This is a genomic window from Micromonospora sp. WMMD710 (assembly GCF_029626045.1).
Lineage (GTDB): Bacteria > Actinomycetota > Actinomycetes > Mycobacteriales > Micromonosporaceae > Micromonospora.
This window is the reverse complement of sequence record NZ_JARUBD010000001.1, coordinates 347,967-369,991: the sequence shown is the minus strand read 5'-3', so window position 1 is coordinate 369,991 and position 22,025 is coordinate 347,967. Positions and strand designations below refer to the sequence as shown.

At 71.1% G+C, this 22,025-nt stretch carries 16 protein-coding genes and 1 pseudogene; 1 reads left to right on the top strand and 16 read right to left on the bottom strand.

Annotation, left to right across the window (positions count from 1 at the left end; genetic code table 11):
- Window positions 1–42: 42 nt before the first annotated feature.
- The 15 genes from O7620_RS01845 to O7620_RS01775 form a co-directional block, all read right to left on the bottom strand.
- Entirely contained in the window at window positions 43–2,154 is a 2,112-nt protein-coding gene (locus O7620_RS01845; RefSeq protein ID WP_278121509.1) for a ThuA domain-containing protein, read from the bottom strand.
- Window positions 2,151–5,006: a PQQ-dependent sugar dehydrogenase gene (locus O7620_RS01840; protein WP_278121507.1), complete on the bottom strand. Its 2,856-nt coding sequence runs from the start codon at window positions 5,004–5,006 to the stop codon at window positions 2,151–2,153. The genes O7620_RS01845 and O7620_RS01840 overlap by 4 nt, the downstream gene beginning before the upstream one ends.
- A 223-nt stretch (window positions 5,007–5,229) precedes the next feature.
- Window positions 5,230–6,297 (bottom strand): polyprenyl synthetase family protein, encoded by a 1,068-nt coding sequence (locus tag O7620_RS01835; protein ID WP_278121505.1) that lies wholly within the window; start codon window positions 6,295–6,297, stop codon window positions 5,230–5,232.
- The gene (locus O7620_RS01830) at window positions 6,294–7,703 is read right to left on the bottom strand and encodes a nucleotide pyrophosphatase/phosphodiesterase family protein (RefSeq protein WP_278121503.1); all 1,410 of its coding nucleotides are present in this window, start codon (window positions 7,701–7,703) and stop codon (window positions 6,294–6,296) included. Before O7620_RS01830 ends, O7620_RS01835 begins: the two co-directional genes overlap by 4 nt.
- Complete coding sequence (gene eboE, locus O7620_RS01825) at window positions 7,700–8,899, bottom strand: metabolite traffic protein EboE (protein ID WP_278121502.1); 1,200 nt, start codon at window positions 8,897–8,899, stop codon at window positions 7,700–7,702. Before eboE ends, O7620_RS01830 begins: the two co-directional genes overlap by 4 nt.
- Window positions 8,899–9,753, bottom strand: a complete 855-nt coding sequence (locus O7620_RS01820; RefSeq protein WP_278121500.1) for a TatD family hydrolase — start codon at window positions 9,751–9,753, stop codon at window positions 8,899–8,901. Before O7620_RS01820 ends, eboE begins: the two co-directional genes overlap by 1 nt.
- Before the next feature lies 1 nt (window position 9,754).
- Window positions 9,755–10,363 carry an EboA domain-containing protein gene (locus O7620_RS01815; RefSeq protein WP_151489668.1) on the bottom strand — a complete coding sequence of 203 codons (609 nt, stop codon included), beginning with the start codon at window positions 10,361–10,363 and terminating at the stop codon, window positions 9,755–9,757.
- 73 nt (window positions 10,364–10,436) lie between these two features.
- Window positions 10,437–11,462: a sugar phosphate isomerase/epimerase family protein gene (locus tag O7620_RS01810; protein WP_278121497.1), complete on the bottom strand. Its 1,026-nt coding sequence runs from the start codon at window positions 11,460–11,462 to the stop codon at window positions 10,437–10,439.
- Entirely contained in the window at window positions 11,459–12,418 is a 960-nt protein-coding gene (locus O7620_RS01805; protein ID WP_151489666.1) for an SCO3242 family prenyltransferase, read from the bottom strand. Before O7620_RS01805 ends, O7620_RS01810 begins: the two co-directional genes overlap by 4 nt.
- The gene (locus O7620_RS01800) at window positions 12,402–13,568 is read right to left on the bottom strand and encodes an inositol-3-phosphate synthase (RefSeq protein ID WP_278121494.1); all 1,167 of its coding nucleotides are present in this window, start codon (window positions 13,566–13,568) and stop codon (window positions 12,402–12,404) included. Before O7620_RS01800 ends, O7620_RS01805 begins: the two co-directional genes overlap by 17 nt.
- A 541-nt stretch (window positions 13,569–14,109) precedes the next feature.
- Complete coding sequence (locus tag O7620_RS01795) at window positions 14,110–15,318, bottom strand: Gfo/Idh/MocA family oxidoreductase (RefSeq protein ID WP_278121492.1); 1,209 nt, start codon at window positions 15,316–15,318, stop codon at window positions 14,110–14,112.
- Window positions 15,319–15,339: 21 nt separating this feature from the next.
- Entirely contained in the window at window positions 15,340–16,392 is a 1,053-nt protein-coding gene (locus O7620_RS01790; protein WP_151489663.1) for a substrate-binding domain-containing protein, read from the bottom strand.
- A 98-nt stretch (window positions 16,393–16,490) separates the two neighbouring features.
- Window positions 16,491–17,618, bottom strand: a complete 1,128-nt coding sequence (locus tag O7620_RS01785) for an ABC transporter permease (RefSeq protein ID WP_278121488.1) — start codon at window positions 17,616–17,618, stop codon at window positions 16,491–16,493.
- Window positions 17,615–19,123, bottom strand: a complete 1,509-nt coding sequence (locus tag O7620_RS01780) for a sugar ABC transporter ATP-binding protein (protein ID WP_278126811.1) — start codon at window positions 19,121–19,123, stop codon at window positions 17,615–17,617. The genes O7620_RS01785 and O7620_RS01780 overlap by 4 nt, the downstream gene beginning before the upstream one ends.
- 133 nt (window positions 19,124–19,256) lie before the next feature.
- Window positions 19,257–20,435 carry an ROK family protein gene (locus tag O7620_RS01775; RefSeq protein ID WP_278121486.1) on the bottom strand — a complete coding sequence of 393 codons (1,179 nt, stop codon included), beginning with the start codon at window positions 20,433–20,435 and terminating at the stop codon, window positions 19,257–19,259.
- A 167-nt stretch (window positions 20,436–20,602) separates the two neighbouring features.
- Between O7620_RS01775 and O7620_RS32025 the strand changes: the two are divergent.
- Window positions 20,603–21,031: pseudogene (locus tag O7620_RS32025) on the top strand (hypothetical protein).
- 421 nt (window positions 21,032–21,452) lie between these two features.
- Here the strand turns inward: O7620_RS32025 and O7620_RS01760 are convergent.
- Window positions 21,453–21,755, bottom strand: coding sequence for a hypothetical protein (locus tag O7620_RS01760; protein ID WP_278121480.1), 303 nt, complete (start codon window positions 21,753–21,755; stop codon window positions 21,453–21,455).
- Window positions 21,756–22,025 lie beyond the last annotated feature (270 nt).

Sequence of the window (22,025 nt, the reverse complement as noted above, 5' to 3'; positions counted from 1 at the left end):
TCCCCAGCCTCACCGCGACTCGCGGCGAGCCGGCTCAGTCGGTCAGGGCAGGGTCCACTTCTGGTTGGCCGCGCCGTTGCAGGTCCAGAGGTGGACGATCGTGCTGTCCGCCGAGGTGTTGCCGGACACGTCCAGGCACTTGCCCGACGACGGGTTGCGCAGGCTGCCGTCGGACTGGGCCGCCCAGTTCTGCGCGCCCGTGCCGTTGCAGGTCCAGAGCTGGATCTTGGTGCCGTCGGCCGTGCCGCTGCCGGACACGTCCAGGCACTTGCCGAGCGCCTTGATCGTCGAGTTCGGCGTCACCGTCCAGGTCTGCGCCGTACTGCCGTTGCAGGTGTATATCTGGATCTGGGTGCCGTCGGCGGTGGCACCGTTGCGGACGTCCAGGCACTTGCCCGCCAGCCCCTTGACCGGGCCGACCCCGGTGCCGCCACCGGCGCCCTTGACCAGGGTGAAGTCGTCCACGTCGAAGAGCCCTGTGCCGCTACCGGTGAAGGTGAGGTAGAGGTTCTGGGCGCCGGACGGAACGCCGGACAGGGCGGTGGTGACGTTGGCGAACGTGGTCCAGCTGCCGGTGTTGGGCACCGCGACCGAACCGAGCACCGGGCCAGTCGCCGAGCCGGTCCGCACCTGGATGGTGCCGCCCGCGCCGCCCGAGACGACCCGGGAGGTGAACGACGTGACGCCGGTCAGGTCCACCCCGTTGTACGCCGCCCAGTCACCCGGGTCGATGTAGCCGATGGTCTGCCCACCGTTGGCGCCCGCCTTGGTGAACGGGCTGACGCCGTTGGCCGAACTGAACGCCTCGGCCTGGACGGTGGTGTTGCCGGTCGGCGGTGGGGTGGTGCCCAACTCCTTGATCCGGATGTTGCGGAACGAGGCGTCGTCACCGGTGCCGTGGTTCTGGATGCCGATGTGGCCGGCCAGCGACCGGACCGGATTGGTGTTGGTGAAGTCGTTGATCTTCACACCGTTGAGGAAGATCTGCAGCCGCTCCCCCTCGACCAGCAACTCGTACGTGTTCCACTCCCCCGGGGCGTTCAGCGCCGCGTCGCGGGCCGCGATGTCGGCGGACTTGAACGTGTAGACCGCTCCGGTGGTGCGGTCCACCGCGTCGGTGGCGTCGATCTGGATTTCGTAACCGTTGTCCACCGCCGACCACGGGTCACTCGACGGCGGGAACCCGATGAAGATGCCGGAGTTGTCGTCCCCGGCCAGCTTCCAGTCCAGCTTCAACGAGTAGTTGGTGAACTGCTTGGCGTTGTACCAGAACAGCCCCATGCCGCCCACCGAGGTGAGGGTGGCGTCGGAGTTGGTGAAGCTGCCCGGACCGGCCTGCGACCAACCGGCCGTCGACCCGTTGTAGAGCGGCGTGTAGCCGGTCTCCGGACGGCAGTCGGCCTTGCTCCGACCGGCCGCGTACCGGATGCCGCCGAGCAGGTGTGCCCGGAACGCCGGCTCGGCGTACGACGCCTGGGTGTGCCCGGCGCCGGTGTAGAAGGACCGGCCGCCGCTGTAGCCCTTGCACCAGCTCAGCGGGTGGTCGGCGCCCATGCCGCCACCGGAGTACGACGACTCGTCCAGGGTGGCCAGCACGTGGGCGGTGGACCGGGCGTTGGTCCGGTAGTTGTACCACTCGTCGGTGCGGGTCCAGGTCTGCGGCAGGTGCGCGGTCGCCGCGTGACCCCGATCCTCCACCTTCATGTTGGCCTGCTGGATGGCCGGGTGCGAGGCGAACCACGCGCCGACCAGGTTGCCGTAGAACGGCCAGTCGTACTCGGTGTCGGCGGCGGCGTGCACACCCACGTACCCGCGCCCCGAGCCGATGTACGACTCGAAGGCGGTCTGCTGGCTGGCGTTGAGGACGTCGCCGGTGGTGTTGAGGAAGACCACCGCCTCGTACTGGGCGAGGTTGCCGGTGGTGAAGGCCGCGGCGTCCTCGGTGGCGGTGACGGTGAAGTTGTTCGCGGCGCCCAGGTCACGGATGGTCTGGATGCCGACCGGGATCGCGTCGTGCCGGAAACCGGCGGTCTTGGAGAACACCAGCACGTCGTACGGGGCGTCGGCGGCGCTGGCCGGGGTGGCCGGGGTGGTGCAGGCGATCACGGCGAGGGCCGCCATGGCCGCGCCGAGGACGGGTCGCAGGATTCTCATGGCAGGGTCCACTTCTGGTTGGCAGCCGCGGTGCAGGTCCACAGGTGGACCACCGTGCTGTCGGCGGAGTTGTTGCCGGAGACGTCGAGGCACTTGCCGGACGACACGTTGCGCACCGTGCCGTCGGCCTGGGCGGCCCAGTTCTGCGCTCCGGTCCCGTTGCAGGTCCAGAGCTGGATCTTGGTGCCGTCGGCGGTGCCACCACCGGAGACGTCCAGGCACTTGCCCAACGACTTGATCGTCGAGTTCGGTGTGACCGCCCAGGTCTGCGCCGCGCTGCCGTTGCAGGTGTAGATCTGGATCTGCGTGCCGTCCGCCGTGGCGGCGTTGCGCACGTCCAGGCACTTGCCGCCCAGACCCTTGATCGCGCCGGCCCCGCCGGTGGGCGGTGTACCGGTGACGAGGGTGAAGGCGTCGATGTCGTAGAGCGCCCCGGTGCCCGTTCCGGCGAACGTCAGGTAGAGCGTGGTGGTGCCGGTCGGCGGGCTGGTGATCGCCCCGGTGACCGTGGTGAAGGTTTCCCAACCGCCGGTGACCGGGACCGTGGCCGAGCCGAGCACCGTGCCGGTGGCCGAGCCGGCCCGGACCTGGAGGGTGCCGCCGGCGCCCGCCGAGGAGACCCGGGCGGTGAACGAGGTCACGTTGCCCAGCCGGTACGGCTGGAACGCGATCCAGTCGCCGTTGTTGATGTCACCGACGGTCTTGCCGCCCTCGGCCGGGGTCTTGCTGAACACGTTGACGCCGGAGGAGGTGCCGAAGAACTCGGCCTGTCGGTGCCGCGGCGGCAGCGTGTGCTGGGTGTGCGTGGTCAGCCCACCGTCGTCGGTGTACTCCGCGTCGAAGATCGCGAAGATGTTCGCCGCGTCGTCGTGCTCACCGTCGACCGGGATGGTGATCGAGCCGGAGCAGCCGGTCTTCGAGGTGATCTGGTGCCCGTGCTGGTCGTGCCCGAGCACGTAGGTCATCTTGACCTTCGTGCAGTCGATCGTGCCGTCCTCCGGGTCGGTCACGGTGATGCTGTACGGCACCGTGTCGCCGAAGCTGAACAGCTGCCCGTTGCCGGGGTTGTTGATGGTCACCGTGGGCGCGGTGTTGCCGACGCTGATCTGCACGCTGCTGCTGCCGGTGGCGCCCTGCGGGTCGCGCACCGTGAGGGTGGCGGTGTAGGTGCCGTTGGCGGTGTACGTCTTCGTCGGGTTGGCCGCCGTCGAGGTGGTCCCGTCACCGAAGGCCCACGAGTACGTCAGCGCGCCACCCTCGGGGTCGGACGAGCCGGCCGAGGAGAAGGTCACCGCGAGCGGTGCGGCGCCGGAGGTCCGGTTGGCGCTGGCCGCGGCGGTGGGTGCCCGGTTGCCGCCACCGACGTAGTCGAAGCGGTAGAGCGCGGAGTTGGCGTCACCGTTGAAGTAGCCGGTGCCGTAGTCGAGCACGTAGTACGCGCCGTCCGGGCCGAACGCCGAGTCCATCACCTGCTTGCCGACCCACGGGAAGGTGTCGATGGTGCCCCGGGAACCGTCGGCGTTGACGTGGATCGGCTTGATCCAGCCACGGCCGAACTCGGTGGCGAAGAACTGCCCGTCGAAGGACTGCGGGAACTTCGTGGTGGAGGTCGACGAGGCGTTGTACCGGTAGACCGGGCCGCCCATCGGCGACTCGGAGCCGCCGCCGAACTCGGTCGGGGTGCCGGCGTCTCCGGCGTACCGGATCCAGGCCGGCTGGGCCGGCGGCAGGGTGGTCAGGCCGGTGTTGCGGAACGAGTTGTTGGTCGGCCCGCCGGTGCAGTTGTACTTCGCACCGCTGGCGTTGGTGGCGAAGTCCCACTCGTTGTACGTCTCGGTGGTGGTGTTGGTGCCGGTGCAGTACGGCCAGCCGTAGTTGCCCGGTGCGGCGACCCGGTTGAACTCGACCTGCCCGGACGGCCCGCGGGTGGAGCTGGTGGAGCCGGCGTCCGGCCCGTAGTCACCGACGTAGACGACGCCGGTGGCCTTGTCGACGCTGATCCGGAACGGGTTGCGGAACCCCATCGCGTAGATCTCCGGCCGGGTCTTGGCCGTGCCGGGCGCGAACAGGTTGCCCGACGGGATGGAGTACGTGCCGTTGGCGTTCACCTTGATCCGCAGGATCTTGCCGCGCAGGTCGTTGGTGTTGCCGGCGCTGCGCTGCGCGTCGTACCCCGGGTTGCGGTTGGTCCGCTCGTCCAGCGGCGAGTAGCCGGAGGACTCGAACGGGTTGGTGTCGTCGCCGGTGGACAGGTAGAGGTTGCCCGCGGCGTCGAAGTCGATGTCCCCGCCGACGTGGCAGCACAGGCCCCGGTTGGCCGGGACGTCGAGCACGTCGACCTTGCTGGACTGGTTGAGCGTGAAGTCGGCGTTGAGGGTGAACCGGGAGAGGCGGTTCACTCCGTCCCAGGCCGAGAAGTCGGTGCCGGTGGCCGGCGCGTCGCCGCCCGGGGTGGACAGCGGCGGGGCGTAGTAGAGGAAGATCTGCCGGTTGCTGGCGAAGTTCGGGTCGACCCCGACGCCCTGCAACCCCTCCTCGTCGTGGTTGTAGACCGACAGGGTGCCGATCACGGAGGTGGTGCCGCCCGCGTCGGTGCGGCGCAGGGTGCCGTTGCGGGCGGTGTGCAGGACGGAGCGGTCCGGCAGCACGGCCAGCGACATCGGCTCACCCATGTCGGCCACACCGCGGGCGAGCTCGACCTGCTGGAAGTCGGTGGCGTTGATCGTGTGCGCCTGGGCCGGTGTCGAGCCGGCCACGAGTGCGACCGTGCCGGCCGCGACTGCGAGCAGCAGGGCCGATCCGGCGGAGAACCATCGTCGGGACCGGTGGTGGGGAGCGTCCTTCATGGACATCTGTGCTGTCCCTTCCTGACGAATGACTGCCAGGCCGGGCGCGCGCCGTCGCGCCGGATGCCGTAGCGGTGAGTGGTGGGGGTCGATGGGTTACCGCGCCGCCGGTTCACCTCGACGAAACATTGTCGTGTTGGCCACGACACTAAATTGCGCGTGTCGATGTGTCCATACCTTCCGATGATCCGGCATCAACTTTCGTCGATTTGGCTGAAAGTCAGCCGGATCAGGCGCGGCGGTCGATCGCCTGCGCGGCCAACGCGATCAGCGCGGACCGGGCCCCCTCGGCCACCTCCGCGCTCTCCAGGGCCGTCAACGCCGCCTCGGTACGGACCCGGATCATCTGCTCGATCCGGTCCCGGGCGCCGGTCTGCTCGATGATCGCGCGCAGCTCCGCCGCGCCCTCGGCGTCCAACCCGGGATTGCCGAACAGCTCCCGCAGCCGCGCGGTCTGCGTCCGGTCGGCGGCGCTCCGGGCCAGCGCCATCATCACCGTGGGCTTGCCCTCGCGCAGGTCGTCCAGCACCGACTTGCCGGTCACCGCCGGATCACCGAAGACGCCCAGCACGTCGTCGCGGAGCTGGAACGCGTCGCCCAGCGGGTCACCGAACTCGCCCAGCGCGTCGATCAGCTCCGGCCCTCCGCCGGCCAGCGCCGCGCCGATCTGCAACGGTCGGGTGACCGTGTACCGGGCCGCCTTCATCCGGATCACGGTGAGCGCGCTGGCCACCGAGCCGTCGCCCACCCCGGAGACCAGGTCCAGGTACTCCCCCGCGATCACCTCGGTACGCATCAGCGCGAACACGCCGTAACCCCGGTGCACCTGCTCGGTGCCCAGGCCACACTCGTGGAACATCTGATCCGACCAGGCCGCACAGAGATCCCCGCAGAGCAGCGCGGTGTTGCGCCCGTACGCCTCGGGGTCGCCACGCCACGACGAGCGCGCGTGCAGGTCGGCGAAGAGCCGGTGCACCGACGGCTCACCCCGGCGGCGGTCGCTGCCGTCGAGGATGTCGTCGTGGATCAGCGCGAACGCGTGGAACAGCTCCAGGGCCGCCGCCGCCACCACGATCGGGGTGCCGTCGGCGGCGCCCGCGCCGCGCCAACCCCAGTAGCAGAAGAGCGGGCGCAGCCGTTTCCCACCGGCCAGCACGAACCGTTGCAGCGCGGTGAACACCCCGCGCGGCGCGCCGTCCGGCCAGTCCGGCCCCTGCCGGTCGAGGAACGCCGCCAGCTCGGCGTCGAAGCGCGCCCGCAATCCGCTCGTGTCAGTGGGCGCGACGGTGACCGTCACGACCCCTCCCCCGACCCGCCACCGGAACTCAGCCCGGCCAGCTCCAGCAACAACTCCTTGACCTCGGTGGCCGCGATCCGGTCACGGGCGGCGGTGGGGTCGGAGCAGAGCAGCACCGGGGCGTCCGCCGGGTCGTCCGGCAGCCGCCCGTGCGAGCCGCGTACCGCGCGCGCTCCGGCGTCCAGGCCGATCGCGCTCATCAGGTACCGCATGCCGACCTTCTTGCGGGCCAGCGCGGCGGCCGCCCGCAGCTTGGCCGCCCCGGGGTTGGCCGGGTCGAAGAACAGCTCGGCGGGGTCGTACCCGGGCTTGCGGTGGATCTCGACGAGCCGGGCGAAGTCCGGTGCGCGGGCGTCGTCCAACCAGTAGTAGTACGTGAACCAGGAGTCCGGCTCGGCCACCAGCACCAGCTCACCGGCGCGCTCGTGGTCCAGCCCGTGCGCGGCCTTGCCGTCGGCGTCGAGCACCTCGGCCACCCCGGGCAGCCCGGCGCAGAGCTTCGCCACCGCCGGCACGTCGGCCGGGTCCTTGACGTAGACGTGCGCGACCTGGTGGTCGGCGACCGCGAACGCCTTCGACGTCCACGGGTCGAGGTACTCCATGCCGGCCTGCGTGTGCACCCGCAGCAACCCTTCGGCGCGCAGCAGCCGGTTGACGTCCACCGGCCGGGACACGTCGGTGATGCCGTACTCGGACAGCACCACCACGGTGGCGTCACGGGCGCGGGCGGCGTCCAGCAGCGGCCCGAGCACCGCGTCCAGTTCGGCCGCAGCGGCGGCGGCCTGGGCCGACGACGGACCGAAGCGTTGCAGGTCGTAGTCGAGGTGCGGGACGTAGACCAGGGTCAGGTCGGGTGACACGTCGGCCAGGATCTGCTCGGCCGCCTGGCAGATCCACCGCGACGACGGCAGCCCGGCGGTCGGCCCCCAGTAGGTGAACAGCGGGAACGTGCCCAGCCGGCCGGTGAGCGCGTCGTGCAGTTCCGGCGGGTCGGTGTAGCAGTCCGGCTCCTTGCGCCCGTCGGCGTAGTACACGGGGCGCGGGGTGACCGTCCAGTTGACGTCCGCGCCCATCGCGTACCACCAGCAGACGTTGGCGACGGTGTAGCCGGGCTCGGCCCGGCGGGCCGCCTGCCAGAGCTTCTCCCCGCCGACCAGCGCGTTGTGCTGCCGCCACAGCAGCACCTCACCCAGGTCCCGGAAGTACCACCCGTTGCCGACGATGCCGTGCCCGCTGGGCGGCTCGCCGGTCAGGAAGGTGGACTGCACCGAGCAGGTCACCGCGGGCAGCACGGTGCCCAACTCGGCCCGGAAGCCGCCGTCGGCGACTCCGCGCAGCCGGGGCATGTGTGCCAGCAGTCGCGGGGTCAGCCCCACCACGTCGAGCACCACCAGTCGTCGGCTCATCTCGTCACTCCCGCGGTCACGGTGTTCTCCGGGGTCAGCCCGAGGCTGACCAGTTCGTTGCGGGCGAAGGCCAGCTCGGCGGCGATGCCGACGGCCAGCTCCGCGTCGGTGCCCGGCCGTCGTGCGGCCGGCAGCACCCCCCAGGTGTACGTCTCGACGTCGAGGTGGTCGCAGCCGGCGGCCGGGCCGGTGTAGAGCGCTCTCAGCGCGGCGCGCAGAACGGGCAGGGTCGAGCCGAGCGGTTCCTCGGGTGGGGCGTGCAGGGGCACGTGGTAGTGCACCCGCCACGGGCCGGGCAGCGCCCGCTCCAGCGCCTCGTCGAGGTCGTCGGCCGCGTACGCCGGGTCGGCCGGGTCGCCGCCCACGGCGCAGCCGGCCCCCCGGGTCTGGTGCAGGAAGCGTGGCTCCACCCAGCGGTGCAGCTCGTCGGCGTCACCGGCCGGGTCGGTGGCCTCGACGGCGGCGGAGACCTGCACCTTCACCACGGGCAGGTCGGCCGCCCGCAGCCGGTCGAGTGCCTCGGTCGGCTCCTCCCAGGCGCAGGCCAGGTGGGCCAGGTCGACGCAGACACCCAGGCGTTCGGTGTCCATCCCGGACAGCAGCGCGGCGGCCTGGTCGGTGCTCTCCACCACGCAGCCGGGCTCCGGTTCGAAGCCGACCCGGACCTGCCGGCCGGTGTCGCGCTGCACCGCGGCCAGGCCGGCGGCGAGCTGGTCGAGCCGGCGTCGGGCGGCGTCGGCCCGGTCGGTGTCCCAGGGCTGCCGCCAGGCCAGCGGCAGCGTGGAGATCGAGCCCCGGGCGGCGTCGTCGGGCAGCAGGTCGGCGAGCACCCGGGCCAGATCCAGGGTGTACGTCAGCCGCTGCTCGGTGGTCCAGTCCGGGTGGTAGACGTCCTGCTTGACCACCGGTGCCTGGAACGCCGCGTAGGGAAAGCCGTTGAGGGTGACCACCTCCAGCCCGCGCGCGTCCAGCTCGGTGCGCAACCGGCGGCGCAGCGCCGGGTCGGCGGCCAGCTCGGCGGCGACCGGGGCGGCCAGCCACAGGCCGAGGCCGAGCAGGTCGCTGCCGAGTCCCTCGCGGACCGGCACGGCGTAGGTGTCGAGTTGACCGAGGATGCCGGCGAGGTCCTCGGCGGGGTGCACGTTCGTGCAGTAGCCGAGGTGGACGGTGTCGCCGCCGGAATGTCGCAGCCGCATCAGCTGCCGCCGCGCAGGATCGAGTTGCCGGTCTGCGGGTCCACGGCGGTGACCTCCAGGTCGCTGAGGTCGAGCCGACCGGACTGCCCGTAGAACTGCACCGGGTTGCGCCACAGCACGGTGTCGACGTCGTCGTCGCTGAACCCGGCCTGCAGCATCGCCTCGCCGGTCGCCCGGGTCAGCAGCGGGTCGGAGCGCCCCCAGTCGGCGGCCGAGTTGACCAGCATCCGGTCCGTGCCGTACTCGCGCAGCAGCTCGACCATCCGGGACGGGGTCATCTTGGTGTCCGGGTAGATCGAGAAGCCCAGCCAGCAGCCGCTGTCGCGGACCAACTTGACGGTCACCTCGTTGAGGTGGTCGACCACCACGCGCCCCGGGTCGATGCCGGATTCGGCGACCACGGCGAGGGTTCGCTCGCATCCGCGCGCCTTGTCCCGGTGCGGGGTGTGCACCAGGGCCGGCAGGTCGTGCGCCACGGCGAGGGCGAGCTGCGCGGCGAACGCCTCGTCCTCCTCCGGGGTCATCGAGTCGTAGCCGATCTCGCCGACCGCCACCACCGCGTCCTTGTCCAGGTAGCGGGGCAGCAGGTCGAGCACCGGCCGGCAGCGCGGGTCGTTGGCCTCCTTGGGGTTCAGCGCGATGGTGGCGAAGTGGCGTACCCCGAACTGCCCGGCCCGGAACGGCTCCCAACCGATCAGCGAGTCGAAGTAGTCGGTGAACGAGGCGGCGCTGGTACGCGGCTGACCCAGCCAGAACGCCGGCTCCACCACCGCGCGCACCCCGGCGGCGGCCATCCGTTCGTAGTCGTCGGTGGTGCGTGAGGTCATGTGGATGTGGGGGTCGAAGATGCGCATGTCACGCCTCCCGGGGCAGTGCGGCGGTGAGCCGGTCGAGCAGGTCGGTGGCGTCGGCGGGCAGCTCGCGGCCGGCGGCGTGGCGTTCGGCGGCCAACGCGGCCAGCATCGCGGCCAGCTCACCGTCGGCCCGGGTGTCCAGGTCGGCCACGGCGGTCAGGGGTACGCCGCTGAACACGCACTTGAGCACCGCCTGTCGCCAGGCGGCCGGGTCGAGGTGCCGGGCGTACGGGCCGAGGGCGGCGGCGACCAGTCGGGTGTCGTTGGTCCGGATCGCGTCGTGCAGCAGGGGCACCCCGGCGGCGCCGATCGGCAGCAGCGGCAGAGCGCGCAGCACGGCCCGCCGCTCGGCCGCGTCACCGTGCTGGTAGAGGGTTTCGGCGTACGCGGCGTGGTCGCCGGGCAGCGCGGTCAGCAGCAGCACCCGGGCCGCGTCGTCGGCCGTCCAACCGGGGGCGTCGGGCAGCGGCCCGCGCCCGCAGCGCCGGGCGGCGGCGGGGAAGAGCCGGGTGATCGCGGTGGGTTCGGCCGCGACCCGGCGCAGCGCCGTGTCCAGCCAGTCGGGATCGGGTACGCCCCGCAGCGCGGCCCGTAGTGAATCCGGTGTCATCCCGTCTCCTCCCTCGTGCTGCTCCGCAGGCACCCGGCGGCCCGAGTGCCTCAGGCGCGTCCTTTGCTCTGCTTCACCCCACGCAACGGTCGCTGTCCGGATAGCGGACGGCAGGTGTTGCGTCCGGTGAAGCAGAGCAAAGGGCGGCGGTGGTTGTCTCGCCGTCGGTGGACCCGGCGGTCGCCACCGTGCTCGTGGTGGCGCTCCCGGCCACGGTCTGCCCGGCGGCGGTCTGCCCGGCGGCGCGCAGGAACTCGATCGAGCGGGCGGCGACGGCGGGCGCGGCGTGCGAGTCCCGGGGCAGCTCGACGGCGACCAGTCCGCGATAGCCGGCCTCGGCCAGGGCGGCCAGCACCGGCGGAAAGTCGATCTCGCCGGTGCCGAACTCCAGGTGCTCGTGCACGCCCCGACGCATGTCGTCGATCTGCACGTTGACCAGGTGGTCGGCCACCTCGGCGACGCACTGCGGGACCGGCCACGGCTCCAGGCACCGGCAGTGTCCGATGTCGAGGGTGATGCCGAAGCGGGCCGGTGCGTCGAGCGCGGCACGCAGGCGCCGCCAGTCGGCGATGTCCTGCACCAGCATCCCCGGCTCCGGTTCGAAGCCGAGGGTGACGCCGGCGGTGTCGGCGGCGTCGACGACGGTGGCGCAGCCGGCGACCAGCCGGTCCCACGCGCACTGCGGCGACACCGACTCGGGGCGTACGCCGGCCCAGAACGACACCGCCTCCGCGCCGAGGTCGGCGCCGACGCGGACGGCCCGACGCAGGAACTCGATCCGTCGGGTCGGGTCGTCGTGCAGCAGCGTCGGGGCGTGCTTGTGCCACGGGTCGAGCAGGTAGCGGGCGCCGGTCTCGATGACCACCGCGAGGCCCAGCTCACTCAGCCGTCGGCCAACCGCGGCGATCCGGCGGGTGAGCCCCGGCGCGAACGGGTCGAGGTGGTCGTGGTCCAGGGTGAGCGCCACCCCGACATAGCCGAGGTCGGCGATGACGGCGAGCGCGTCGTCGAGTCGGTGGTTGGCGAAGCCGTTCGTGCCGTACCCGAGGCGCAGCGTCGTCGCGTCGGCGACCGGTGGTCGCGGCTGGGGCACGGTCATGTCGGGGACATCTTCCGAGCGAGCCGCCGGCCCAGCGGTGCCGCCGCGGCGACGGCCAACCCGAGCAGGCCAGCGCCGCCCCGGGCGGTGAGCGCCCCCTGCAGGGCGGGCAGTCCGGTGATCCCCGCGCCGACGGCGGCACGGACCCGTCCGGCCGACGGATCACGCACCACCTCGACCTGGGCCGCGCCGTAGCGGGCGGCGTACCAGCCGGCCAGCACGGCGGGCAGCGCGGCCGCGATCCCGGCCGACCGGGTGCGCCTCGCGCGGACACCGACCTCGCCGACGGCACCGGCCCGCTCGGTCGCACCGGACCGCTCGTCGACTCGGGCGGCTGCGCGGCGGGCGCCGGGCGCGGCGACGGCGGCGCTGGCGGCGACCATGGCGGTGCCAGCGAGGGTGCGCATCGGCAGGGCGGCGTCGGCGCCGGTGACCTCACGGCGGGACAGGGCGGTGACCGTCCAGGTGTGCGCGGCGACGGTCGCCGCCGCCGGCAGCGCCCGGGTCAGCCGCCCGCCGGACGCGCCGAGCAGCACGTCCAGCCCGCGGCAGGCGGCCATCACGGCCGGCCCGGCGGCGGTGTTCTTGGCCAGCAGGTCGTACCCCCAGATGGTGGCGGCCAGGGGCACGGCGAGCGTGGCGGCGCGGCGCCCGCCCACGGCGGCGGCCAGGCCCACGCCGGCGGCGGTGAGGCCGGCGGCGAGGCCGACCGCGACGGCCGGGGTGACCCGGCCGCTGGGGATCGGCCGCTCGGGCCGCTCGACGGCGTCCAGGCGCCGGTCGGCCCAGTCGTTGGCGGCCATGCCGGCCCAGTAGAGCAGGACCGATGCGCCGGCCAGAGCGGGGGTACGCGGGCCGAGCGCGCCGGCCGCCGCCGCTCCGGCGATCACGTCACCCGGCACCGACAGCGCCGCCGGCGCCCGGACCAGTTCGGCGACGTCAGCCAGCGTGGTCATGGCCACCGTCCCGGCCGGCGTGCAGCTGCCGGGTGAAGTCGGTCAGTCGGGCCCACTGCTCGGCCAGCGAGTGGGTGGGGGCACCCAACGGGTCCTTGAAGAAGAAGCCCAGGTCGGCCAGCGGCCCGACGTGCCCGGCGGCGTGCGCCGCGGCGGTGAGCCGGGCCAGGTCGAGCACCAGTGGCGCGGCCAGCGCGGAGTCGCAGCCGTGCCAGGTGAACTCCATCCGCATGCCGGTGCCGAGGAAGCCGGCGAACGTGATCAGATCCCAGGCGGTCTTGAAGTCGCCCAGCTCCTCGACGTACTCGATCCGGGTGTTGCCCTGCGGGACGTAGCCCAGCGTCTCGCCGAGCACCCGCTGCTTGCTCTGCACCTTCGCCGCGTTGGCGGCCGGGTCGGCGAGGGTGGCGCCGTCGCCGCCACCGAGCAGGTTCATCCCGGACCAGGAGCGCACGGCCAGGTTGCGCATCGCGAACATCGGCGCGAGCACCGACTTGACCAGGGTCTCCCCGGTCTTGCCGTCGTGCCCGGCGTACGGCAGGCGCAGCTGTTCGGCCAGCGTGGTGAGCGCCGGCAGCCGCAGCCCGGTGGACGGGGTGAAGTCGACGTACGGGCAGTCGGCGAGCAGCGCCGCGTACGCGTACAGGGAGCTGGGTGGCAGCACCTCGTCCGGGCCGGCGAGCGCGGCGCGCAGCGCGTCGGGATCGGCGTGCCCGGGGTGCGGCCGGGGGGTCGGTTCGGTGGCGGAGACGTTGACCACCACCACCCGGTCCAACCCGTGCCGTTCGCGGAAGCCGGTGAGGTCGTGGACCACGGCGGCGGCCCGGTCGGCCTGGGTGGCGCCGGTGGGCGCGGGGCGCAGCTCCTGCTCGACGGCGGTCAGCTCGTCGGGGAGCGCGGCGACGAGCCTGCCGGGGACGACCCCGGCGTCGGCCAGCGCCTCGGCGCGCTTGCACAGCGGGGTCGTGGCCAGGTCGTGCCCGCCGAAGACCAGATCGGCGAAGGACGGCAGGGCGGGGCCGCGCAGCTCGGGCAGTTCCGTGACGCAGCCGGTCGGCCCGGCCAGGCCGGCTCGCAGCGCGAGCCCTCCGACGATGCTGGTGGTCGCGACCGAACCGCGCGCTCCCACCAACCAGACACCCGTTCGCATGGTGCTCCTTCCCGTTCAGGAGGAACCGTCGGTGTGATTAAATATAGGAATATCCGAATATTGTTCGGAAAGATACGCCCTGGGCGGATGGGCCCCGCCCGCCCGCCTCGCACCGGGACGGCACCCGGTCCGACGTCGGCGTCGGCGGCGACGACGCCGGACCGGTTCCCGGTGCGGGTGCGGGCAGACGGGGCTGGTAGGCAGGGTCGGTCGGCGTCTCGACCCTGCCTCCCCCGCATCCGGCCGGTCAGGGCGTTGGCATGCCTCGACCGGACGTCTCAGGCCGGCGGAACCGTCAGGTCCTCCGGATCGCCGGGAATGGTGGCGGTCCTCCGGTGCGGCCGGGGAATCCCGGTCCGGCCACACCGGACAACCGTTCTGCTCGTGCGCCACCGGGCCGTACGGCCCGGCCGCACGCCCTCCGGCGCCGACCTCGTCCCGGCCGCGGGGCGCAAACCGCGGCCGGTCCCTCGCCGGTCGGCTCCGGAAAGCCGGTCGGGCGACAACGGTGCCTACACACCGCCGTCGCGGATGGTCAGTGTCAGACGGCCACCGCGGCCAGGGTCGGCTCCACCTCGGTCCAGGAGGAACCGACCTCCGCCGAACGGGTCACCGCGTCCAGCACGAGCTGGACCTGCAACGCGTCGGCGAAGGATGGAGTCGGGTCGACGCCGGTGGCGACCGCCTCGATGAAGTCACGCATCTCGTGCGTGAAGGAGTGCTCGTAGCCGATGATGTGACCCGGAGGCCACCACGCCGACATGTACGGGTGATCGCCCTCGGTCACCAGGATCCGGCTGAACCCCTGTTCCAGGGCGGGCCGGGTGGCGTCGTAGAACTCCAGCTCGTTGAGGCGCTCCAGGTCGAAGATCACACTGCCGAGCGAGCCGTTGATCTCGACCCGCAGGGCGTTCTTGCGGCCCGTGGCGAAGCGGCTCGCCTCGTACGTGGCCAGTGCGCCGCCGTCCAGCCGGGCCACGAAGACCGCGGCGTCGTCGACGGTGACCGGCCCGGTGGGCGACGTGCCGCCGTCCACCGTGGCCGCCAGACCGCTCGACTCGGCCGGCAGCGGCCGTTCCTTGACGAAGGTCTCGGTGACGGCGCTGACCCCGGTGATCCGCTGGCCGGTGACGAACTGGGTCAGATCGATGATGTGCGCACCGATGTCACCCAGCGCGCCGGAGCCCGCCCTGTCCTTCTGCAACCGCCAGACCAGCGGGAACTGCGGATCCACGATCCAGTCCTGCAGGTACGTCGCTCGGACGTGTCGAATCACCCCGAGTCGTCCGTCGGCGACCAGCTGGCGCATCATCGTGACCGCGGGGACCCGGCGGTAGTTGAACCCGCACATCGACCGCACCCCGGCGGCCCGGGCTGTCTCCGCCGCGGCGGTCATCGCCCGTGCCTCGGCCACCGTGTTCGCCAACGGCTTCTCGCACAGGACGTGCTTACCGGCGGCCAACGCGGCGAGCGCGATTTCGGCGTGGCTGTCGCCCGGCGTGCAGACGTCGACCACGTCGATGTCGTCCCGGTTGATCAGGTCACGCCAGTCCGTCGTGTACGCGTCCCAGCCGAGCCGGTCGGCGGCCTCGGCCACCTTCGGTGTGTCCCGGCCGCAGATCAGCGCCATTCGGGCCCGCGCCGGCAGGTCGTAGACGCGGTTCACGGTGCGCCACGCCTGTGAGTGCGCGGCGCCCATGAACGCGTAACCGACCATGCCGATCCGCAGTTCTCTGTCTGTCGTGGACAAGGTGGGTCTCCCCCCGGTATGTCAGAACCCGAGCTTGTCGTAGCTGCTCGCGTTCTCCTTGGTGATCGTCTCGGAGGCGAGGGTCACCTCCTTGGGCACCTGCAGCTCCGTCAGGTCGCCCAGGCCCCGACCCTGCGCGATGAGCCGCGCGAGCGAGACCGCCGAGGACGCCATCGACGGGTTGTAGGTGACCGTCGCCTTGAGCACGGTGTTGTCCGCCTTGATGGCGTCGATCGCGAGCTTGGACCCCGCGCCACCGACCATGAAGAACTCCGACCGGTTGGCCTGCTTGATGGCCGCGAGCACACCGATGCCCTGGTCGTCGTCGTGGTTCCAGATCGCGTCGATCTTCGGCAGCGCCTGGAGCAGCTGGGCCGCCTCGCGCTGACCGCTGTCCGAGGTGAACTCGGCCGAGCGGCGGTTGCCCACCTTGAACCCGTAGGTCGCCAGGGCCGCGGCGAAGCCGGCGCTGCGCTCGACGGTCAGCGGGATCTCCAGACCGGCGATCTCACCGATCACCGGGTTGGCGACGCCCTTGTCCTTGAGCTGCTTGCCGATGAAGTGCCCGGCGGAGACGCCCATGCCGTAGTTGTCGCCCTTGATGACCAGCCGCGAGGCCAGCGCGTCGGGGAAGGCCCGGTCGAGGTTCACGATCGGGATGCCCGCCTGCATCGCCTGGAGGGCAACGGCGTTGACCTCCTTGCCGTCGTGCGGCAGCACGACGATGATGTCCGGCTTCTGGGCGATCAGCGTGCCGAGCGTGGAGCGCTGGGCCTCGGAGTTCGACCCACCGTCGACCTCCTTGAACTCCACGTCCGAGTAGGCGGCGGCCTGGGCCTTGGCGTTGGCGTGGATCGCGCCCATCCAGCCGTGGTCGGCGGCCGGGGCGGAGAAGCCGATGACGACCTTCTTGCCCGGGGCGTTGTTGCCTTCGCTGTTTCCGGCGGCCTTGGTCTGGGTGCTGGCAGCCGGGGTCTCGTTGCTGGTGCAGGCGGTCAGCAGGGTGGCGGCGCCCACTGCGGCTCCACCGAAGAGCAACCGGCGGCGCGACAGGTCGCGACTGTGCTGGGTCATGAACGACCTCCTGGGAGCGGTTTCTGTATGGGTGAGGGTGTGCGAGGCCCGGCCACTGTCGAAGTTCTCGACGTCGCCAGGGACAACGGTGCGGTGCGTCAGGTTGCGGTGGTGACCCTGTTCCGCGCGAGGAGCCGAGTGACGGACTTGAACTGGAACTGCTGGATCAGGACGGCGGCGACGATAATGCCGCCCTTGACCATGTTCTGCGCCTCGATGGAGAGGCCGTTGATGGCGAAGAGGTTCGTGATCGTGGCGAAGATGATGACGCCGAGCAGCGAGCCGACGATCGTGCCGCGGCCCCCGCTGAGCAACGTCCCGCCGATGATCGCCGCGGCGATCGCGTCCAGCTCGTACAGGTTGGCCATTGCCGCCTGTGCCGAGGTGGCCTGCGAGGTGAGCATGATGGCGGCGATGCCGCAGCAGAGACCGGACAGCGCGTAGAGCAGCATGGTGTGCCGGCGGACGTTGATGCCGGCCAGGCGGGCCGCCTCCGGGTTACCGCCGACGGCGATGGTCCGCCGGCCGAAGGTCGTCCGGTTGAGCAGGATCCAGCCGGCCACCACCACCGCGCCGAGGATGTAGACGAGGATCGGGATCCCCAGCACCTTGCGGGCGGCGATGTCGTTGATGAAGGTGCTGCTCGACACCTGGGTCTGCTTGTTGGAGATGGACGCCGCGAGTCCGCGGGCGGCCACCAGCATCGCGAGCGTCGCGATGAACGGCACCAGGCGGCCGTACGAGATGAGGACGCCGTTGACCAGGCCGACGCAGATGCCGACGGCGAGGGCGGTGAAGATCATGCCGCCGGCGCCGTAGCTCTGGGTGGCCACCGTGGTGCACCAGACGCCGGCCAGTGCGACGATCGCCCCGACCGACAGGTCGATGCCGCCGCCGATGATCACGAAGGTCATGCCGACCGTGACCACCCCGACGACCGAGGCGAGCTGCAGGATGGCCAGGACGTTGTTCCACACCCAGTTCGGGTCGCCGTAGAGGTCCGGCTTGGTGATCGCGCCGACCACGATGAGCGCGGCCAGCACACCGATCAGGCCGAGGTTCCGCTTGGCACCGTCGCCGCCGTCCCCCCGCCACCAGGAGAGCCGGCCCGTACCCGCCGCCTTGTCACTGGCCACCGCCGTCTCCGCCGGGTCCACCGGCGGCGACTGCGCCGGAAGCTGCGGGCGCTCCGGTGTCGCGGTGGGAGAGGGAGTCGCGTCGCTCATGCCGGTGCGCCTTCCATCAAGGACCCCGCCATCACGAGGTCGAGCACGGTGTTCTCGTCGAGTTCGCCGGCCGCGGCCTCGCGGACGACCCGCCCTTCCCGCATCACCAGCACCCGGTCGGCCAGGCCCAGCACCTCGGGCACCTCGCTGGAGACCAGCAGCACCCCGACGCCCTGGGCGGCCAACGACCGGATGACCTGGTAGAGCTCGGCCCGGGCACCCACGTCCACGCCCCGGGTGGGCTCGTCGAGCAGCAACAACTTGGTGCCGCCGAGCAACCACCGCCCGACCACCACCTTCTGCTGGTTGCCGCCGGACAGTGTGCGTACCGGCCGGTCGACGTCCCGGGGCCGCAGCTCCAGGCTGTCGGCGATCCGGTTCGCCTCGGCGCGTTCCTTGGCGGCGTCGGTGAAGCCGAGCCGCGCGTACCGGCCGAAGGTGGCCAGCGTGACGTTGCGGTAGATCGGTTCGCCGAGCAGCAGCGCCTGGCTCTTGCGTTCCTCCGGGGCCATGCCCATGCCGGCGCGTACCGCCGCGCCGACGCCGGGACGCAGGACCTTCCCGTCCATCCGCACCGAGCCGGCCTCCGCGAGGCGGGCGCCGTAGATGGTCTCCAGCAGCTCGGAACGACCGGAGCCGACCAGGCCGGCGATGCCGACGATCTCCCCGGCCCGCACGTTCAGCGAGACGTCGGCGAACTCTCCGGTGCGGGTCAGCCCCTCCACCTGGAGCAGGTCGGCGCCGGTGCCCTCGTCGACGGGGCGGTCCGGGAAGACGTACTCGATGGTCCGGCCGGTCATCCGGCTGACCAGGTCGCGGGTCGGGGTGTCGCGCGCCGGCAGGTTCGCCGCCGTGGTCCGGCCGTCCTTGAGTACGGTGACCCGGTCGCCGATCTCGCGGATCTCCTCCAGGCGGTGGGAGATGTAGATGACGGCGATGCCCTGCGCGGTCAGCTCCCGGATGATCCGGAACAGGTTGCCGACCTCGTCGTGCGCCAGCACCGCGCTCGGCTCGTCCATGATGATCAGTCGGGCCTCGTGCGACAGCGCACGGGCCATGCTGACGATCTGCTTGCCGGCGGCCGGCAGCGACCGGACCATCCGGCCCGGCGGGATCTCGCCGTGGCCGAGCCGGCTCAGGATCTGCCGGGTTTGCCGGGCCATCCGGCCCCGCCGGACGAACCCGAACCGGCGGTGCTCGTGACCGAGAAAGGCGTTCTCCGCGACCGACAGGTCCTCGACGAGGTCGAGTTCCTGGTAGATGGTGGCGATGCCGGCCTTCATCGCGGCCTGCGGGTTGGCGAAGGTGGCCGGCTCGCCGCGCCACTGCACCTGCCCGGAGTCCGGCTGGTGCACACCGGAGAGCACCTTGATCAGGGTGGACTTGCCGGCGCCGTTCTGCCCCAGCAGGCAGTGCACCTCGCCGGCGCGTACCTCAAGTTGGACACCGTCGAGGGCGCGTACGCCGGGGAAGGTCTTGACCACGTCGGTGAGGCGCAGGACCACCTCGCCCGCGACGGTGTCGGGCGGAGCCTCGACCAGCGGTGCCTCGACGCCGACCTCGGCCGGGTCGGTGGCGGTGGTCTCCTCGGGCAGGGCCACGGTCTCCTCCTCGCTCACGACGGAATCTCGGTCAGCGTCATGCGGCTTCCCCGAAGGCGACGTCGCTGGCGAGGACAGCGGCACCGGCGACGCCGGCGCGACCACCAAGCTCGGAGAGCACGACGGGAAGATTGCCGGTGGCCAGCGGCAGCGACCGGCGGTAGACCACGCTGCGAATCTCGGCGAGCAGGATGTGCCCGAGCTGGGCCAACCCGCCGCCGATCACGATCATCGACGGGTTCGTGAAGCTGACCAGGCCGGCGAGCACGCCGCCGACCCGCCGTCCACCGTCGCGGATGAGCTGGATACAGGTCACGTCGCCCTCGACGGCGCCCTCGGCGACGTCCAACGCGGTGACCACACCACGCTGGGCCATCCGTTCGGCCAGCGCCGGCGACACCCCACTGCGGGCGGCGGCGGTGGCGTCCTTGGCCAGTGCCGCGCCGCTGAACAGCGCCTCCAGGCAGCCGACGTTGCCGCACGAGCACATCGGGCCGTGCGAGTCGACCTGGATGTGGCCGATGTCCCCGGCGCAGCCGTCGGTGCCCCGGTAGACCTCGCCGGTGAGGTAGATACCGCAGCCGATCCCGGTGCCGATCTTCACGAAGAGGAAGTCGTCCACCGAGTGGGCGACACCGCCGTGGCGCTCACCGATCGCCATGATGTTGACGTCGTTGTCGACCACCGCCGGGCAGCCGTGCTCGCGGCTGAGCAGTTCGCGGACCGGGAACCGGTCCCAACCCGGCATGATCGGCGGCGACACCGGAACGCCGTCGCGGAAGCTCACCGGCCCGGGTACGCCGATGCCCACCGCGTCCAGTCGCTCGTACGCCCCGTCGACCCGGGCCTTGTGCAGCAGCTCGTTGACCCGTTGCAGGGTCACCTTCGGACCGTTGCGGATGTCGGCCGGCTCGGCGTAGTGGGCCACCGGTTCGAGGCGACCGTTGACCACCTCGACGTCCATCGAGCTGGCACCCAGGTCGACGGCGGCGAAGCGCAGGTTCGGGTTCAGTTCGACAAGCGTGGAGCGGCGGCCACCCCGGGAGGCGGCGAGGCCGGCCTCGGCGACATACCCGAGCGCGACCAGGCGGTCCAGCTCGGCCAGCAGGCGCGGGCGCGGCATCTGGAGCCGGTCGCCCAGCTCGGCGCGGGAGACGGCCCCCTCGTCGCGGAGCAACCGCAACAGGCGAACGTGCAGGGGGTCGACGGTGCGCACCGGGGACTCACCTCGTCATCGGACTCGTTCACATCGACGCAATGCCGATGTGTTGTGTCCGACACAGTAGGAGCGTTCCGCACCGCCTGTCCAGAGCTTCGGCAATCCCGACGCCAACTTTTGCTCAAACGGACAGAAGTTTTGGTCGTGCCGGCCATGGGGGTGCGCTGCGCGTCGCGGAGCCTGGTCGGGGCGAGTCTGCGACCACAGGTCGTAGGCGCATCACCTACAGCGTCGCCGGCAAAGGCACCTTCGTGCACCCGACGCCTTCGACCTCCTACGCGGCGGCGTCCTCCACGAACCCATCGACGACCCCAACCTCCGCCGCAGAGTCGCCGCCTACCTCGCCGACCAGCAGGCCATCACCATCCGCTACCACCACGCCCGCACCGCCGACGACACGAACGCAGCCCTGCACGACGCTGCGCCACGCCGACACCAACAACGACCTCATCGACGAAGTGGTCAAATATCAGGCCGACCGAGGCAACTTCGCCCAGCAGCCCGCACACATCCAACGGGCCAGCGATGGCAACCAGACCCCGCCACCGGCCAAGCGCCCCCGCAGCAGCCGGCAGCGCACGCCGAAGCAGTAAGCCAGCCGGACCAAGGCCCTCGACCAAGATCCGGCTGGCTCACAACTGCTCTACAGGATCAAGAGCGCCCGGCTACGCCGGACCCACGCGCACGCGCTACGGCCTACGGCCCCGCGCGCACGCCGGCATCACCCAGGGCTATTTGCATAGTCCGTTTTCGCAGGTCAGCTCCAGCGCAGCCCCCGTCGTGGCGGTCCCGGTTTATCGGCCTACGGAGCTACGGGCCTTCGGTCGCACCACCTCAGCTTCGGTGCCCAGCCGAGCCGACCACCTGCACCGGACGGTTGACCGCGAGTTCCCGCGGGTCAGCCGGCACTCAAGCGACTACGCAATAGCCCTGCGACGGCGCCGAAATTATTCCAATAAACGACACCTATCTAGTTACGCCGCAGTCATAGGAAACAATTAATTGCTTCCTTTATCACGCCAACCCTCGACCTTCGCACCAAAGTTCCCCAAGGCTCGGAAGGTCAAGGAATGAATCATCAAAACTTCTCCGAAGAACGCCCGCCACAATAGCCCTGCAGAATACCGTCGTCGCAAAACGATACGTCATAACCGAGGACTCATCATCATAAGCAGAGCGGTCTACGACCAGCGTTCCCGAGCCCAGCTCTTCACAGGGATTAAAGCGCCGAAAAATCCCCAACACCGCCTCGGCCATTTCCTGAGGCAATCCAACCTGGAGTGATCCACCGAAGCCACTCTTGTACGGCGCCTCCACGACGCCAGCCCCCTCGCTACATCGAACAATATACTGCAATTCGGTAGAGGCGTCGGGGTGAAACTCACCTCCAAGTAGAGCTCGATGCATCATGGAACCGATGTTGCGCTTTATTTCAATCGAACACCTAAAGGGTCTGCGGCCTTGAGTTGAGATAGACGTCGTGGACGTACGAATAGTCCGGACATCTGGAACTTGAGCAGTGACTTCGTCATGACGCAGCAAGATTTTCCACCCCGCCTCCGTCTCAAACCTTTTCTCGGTCAACCT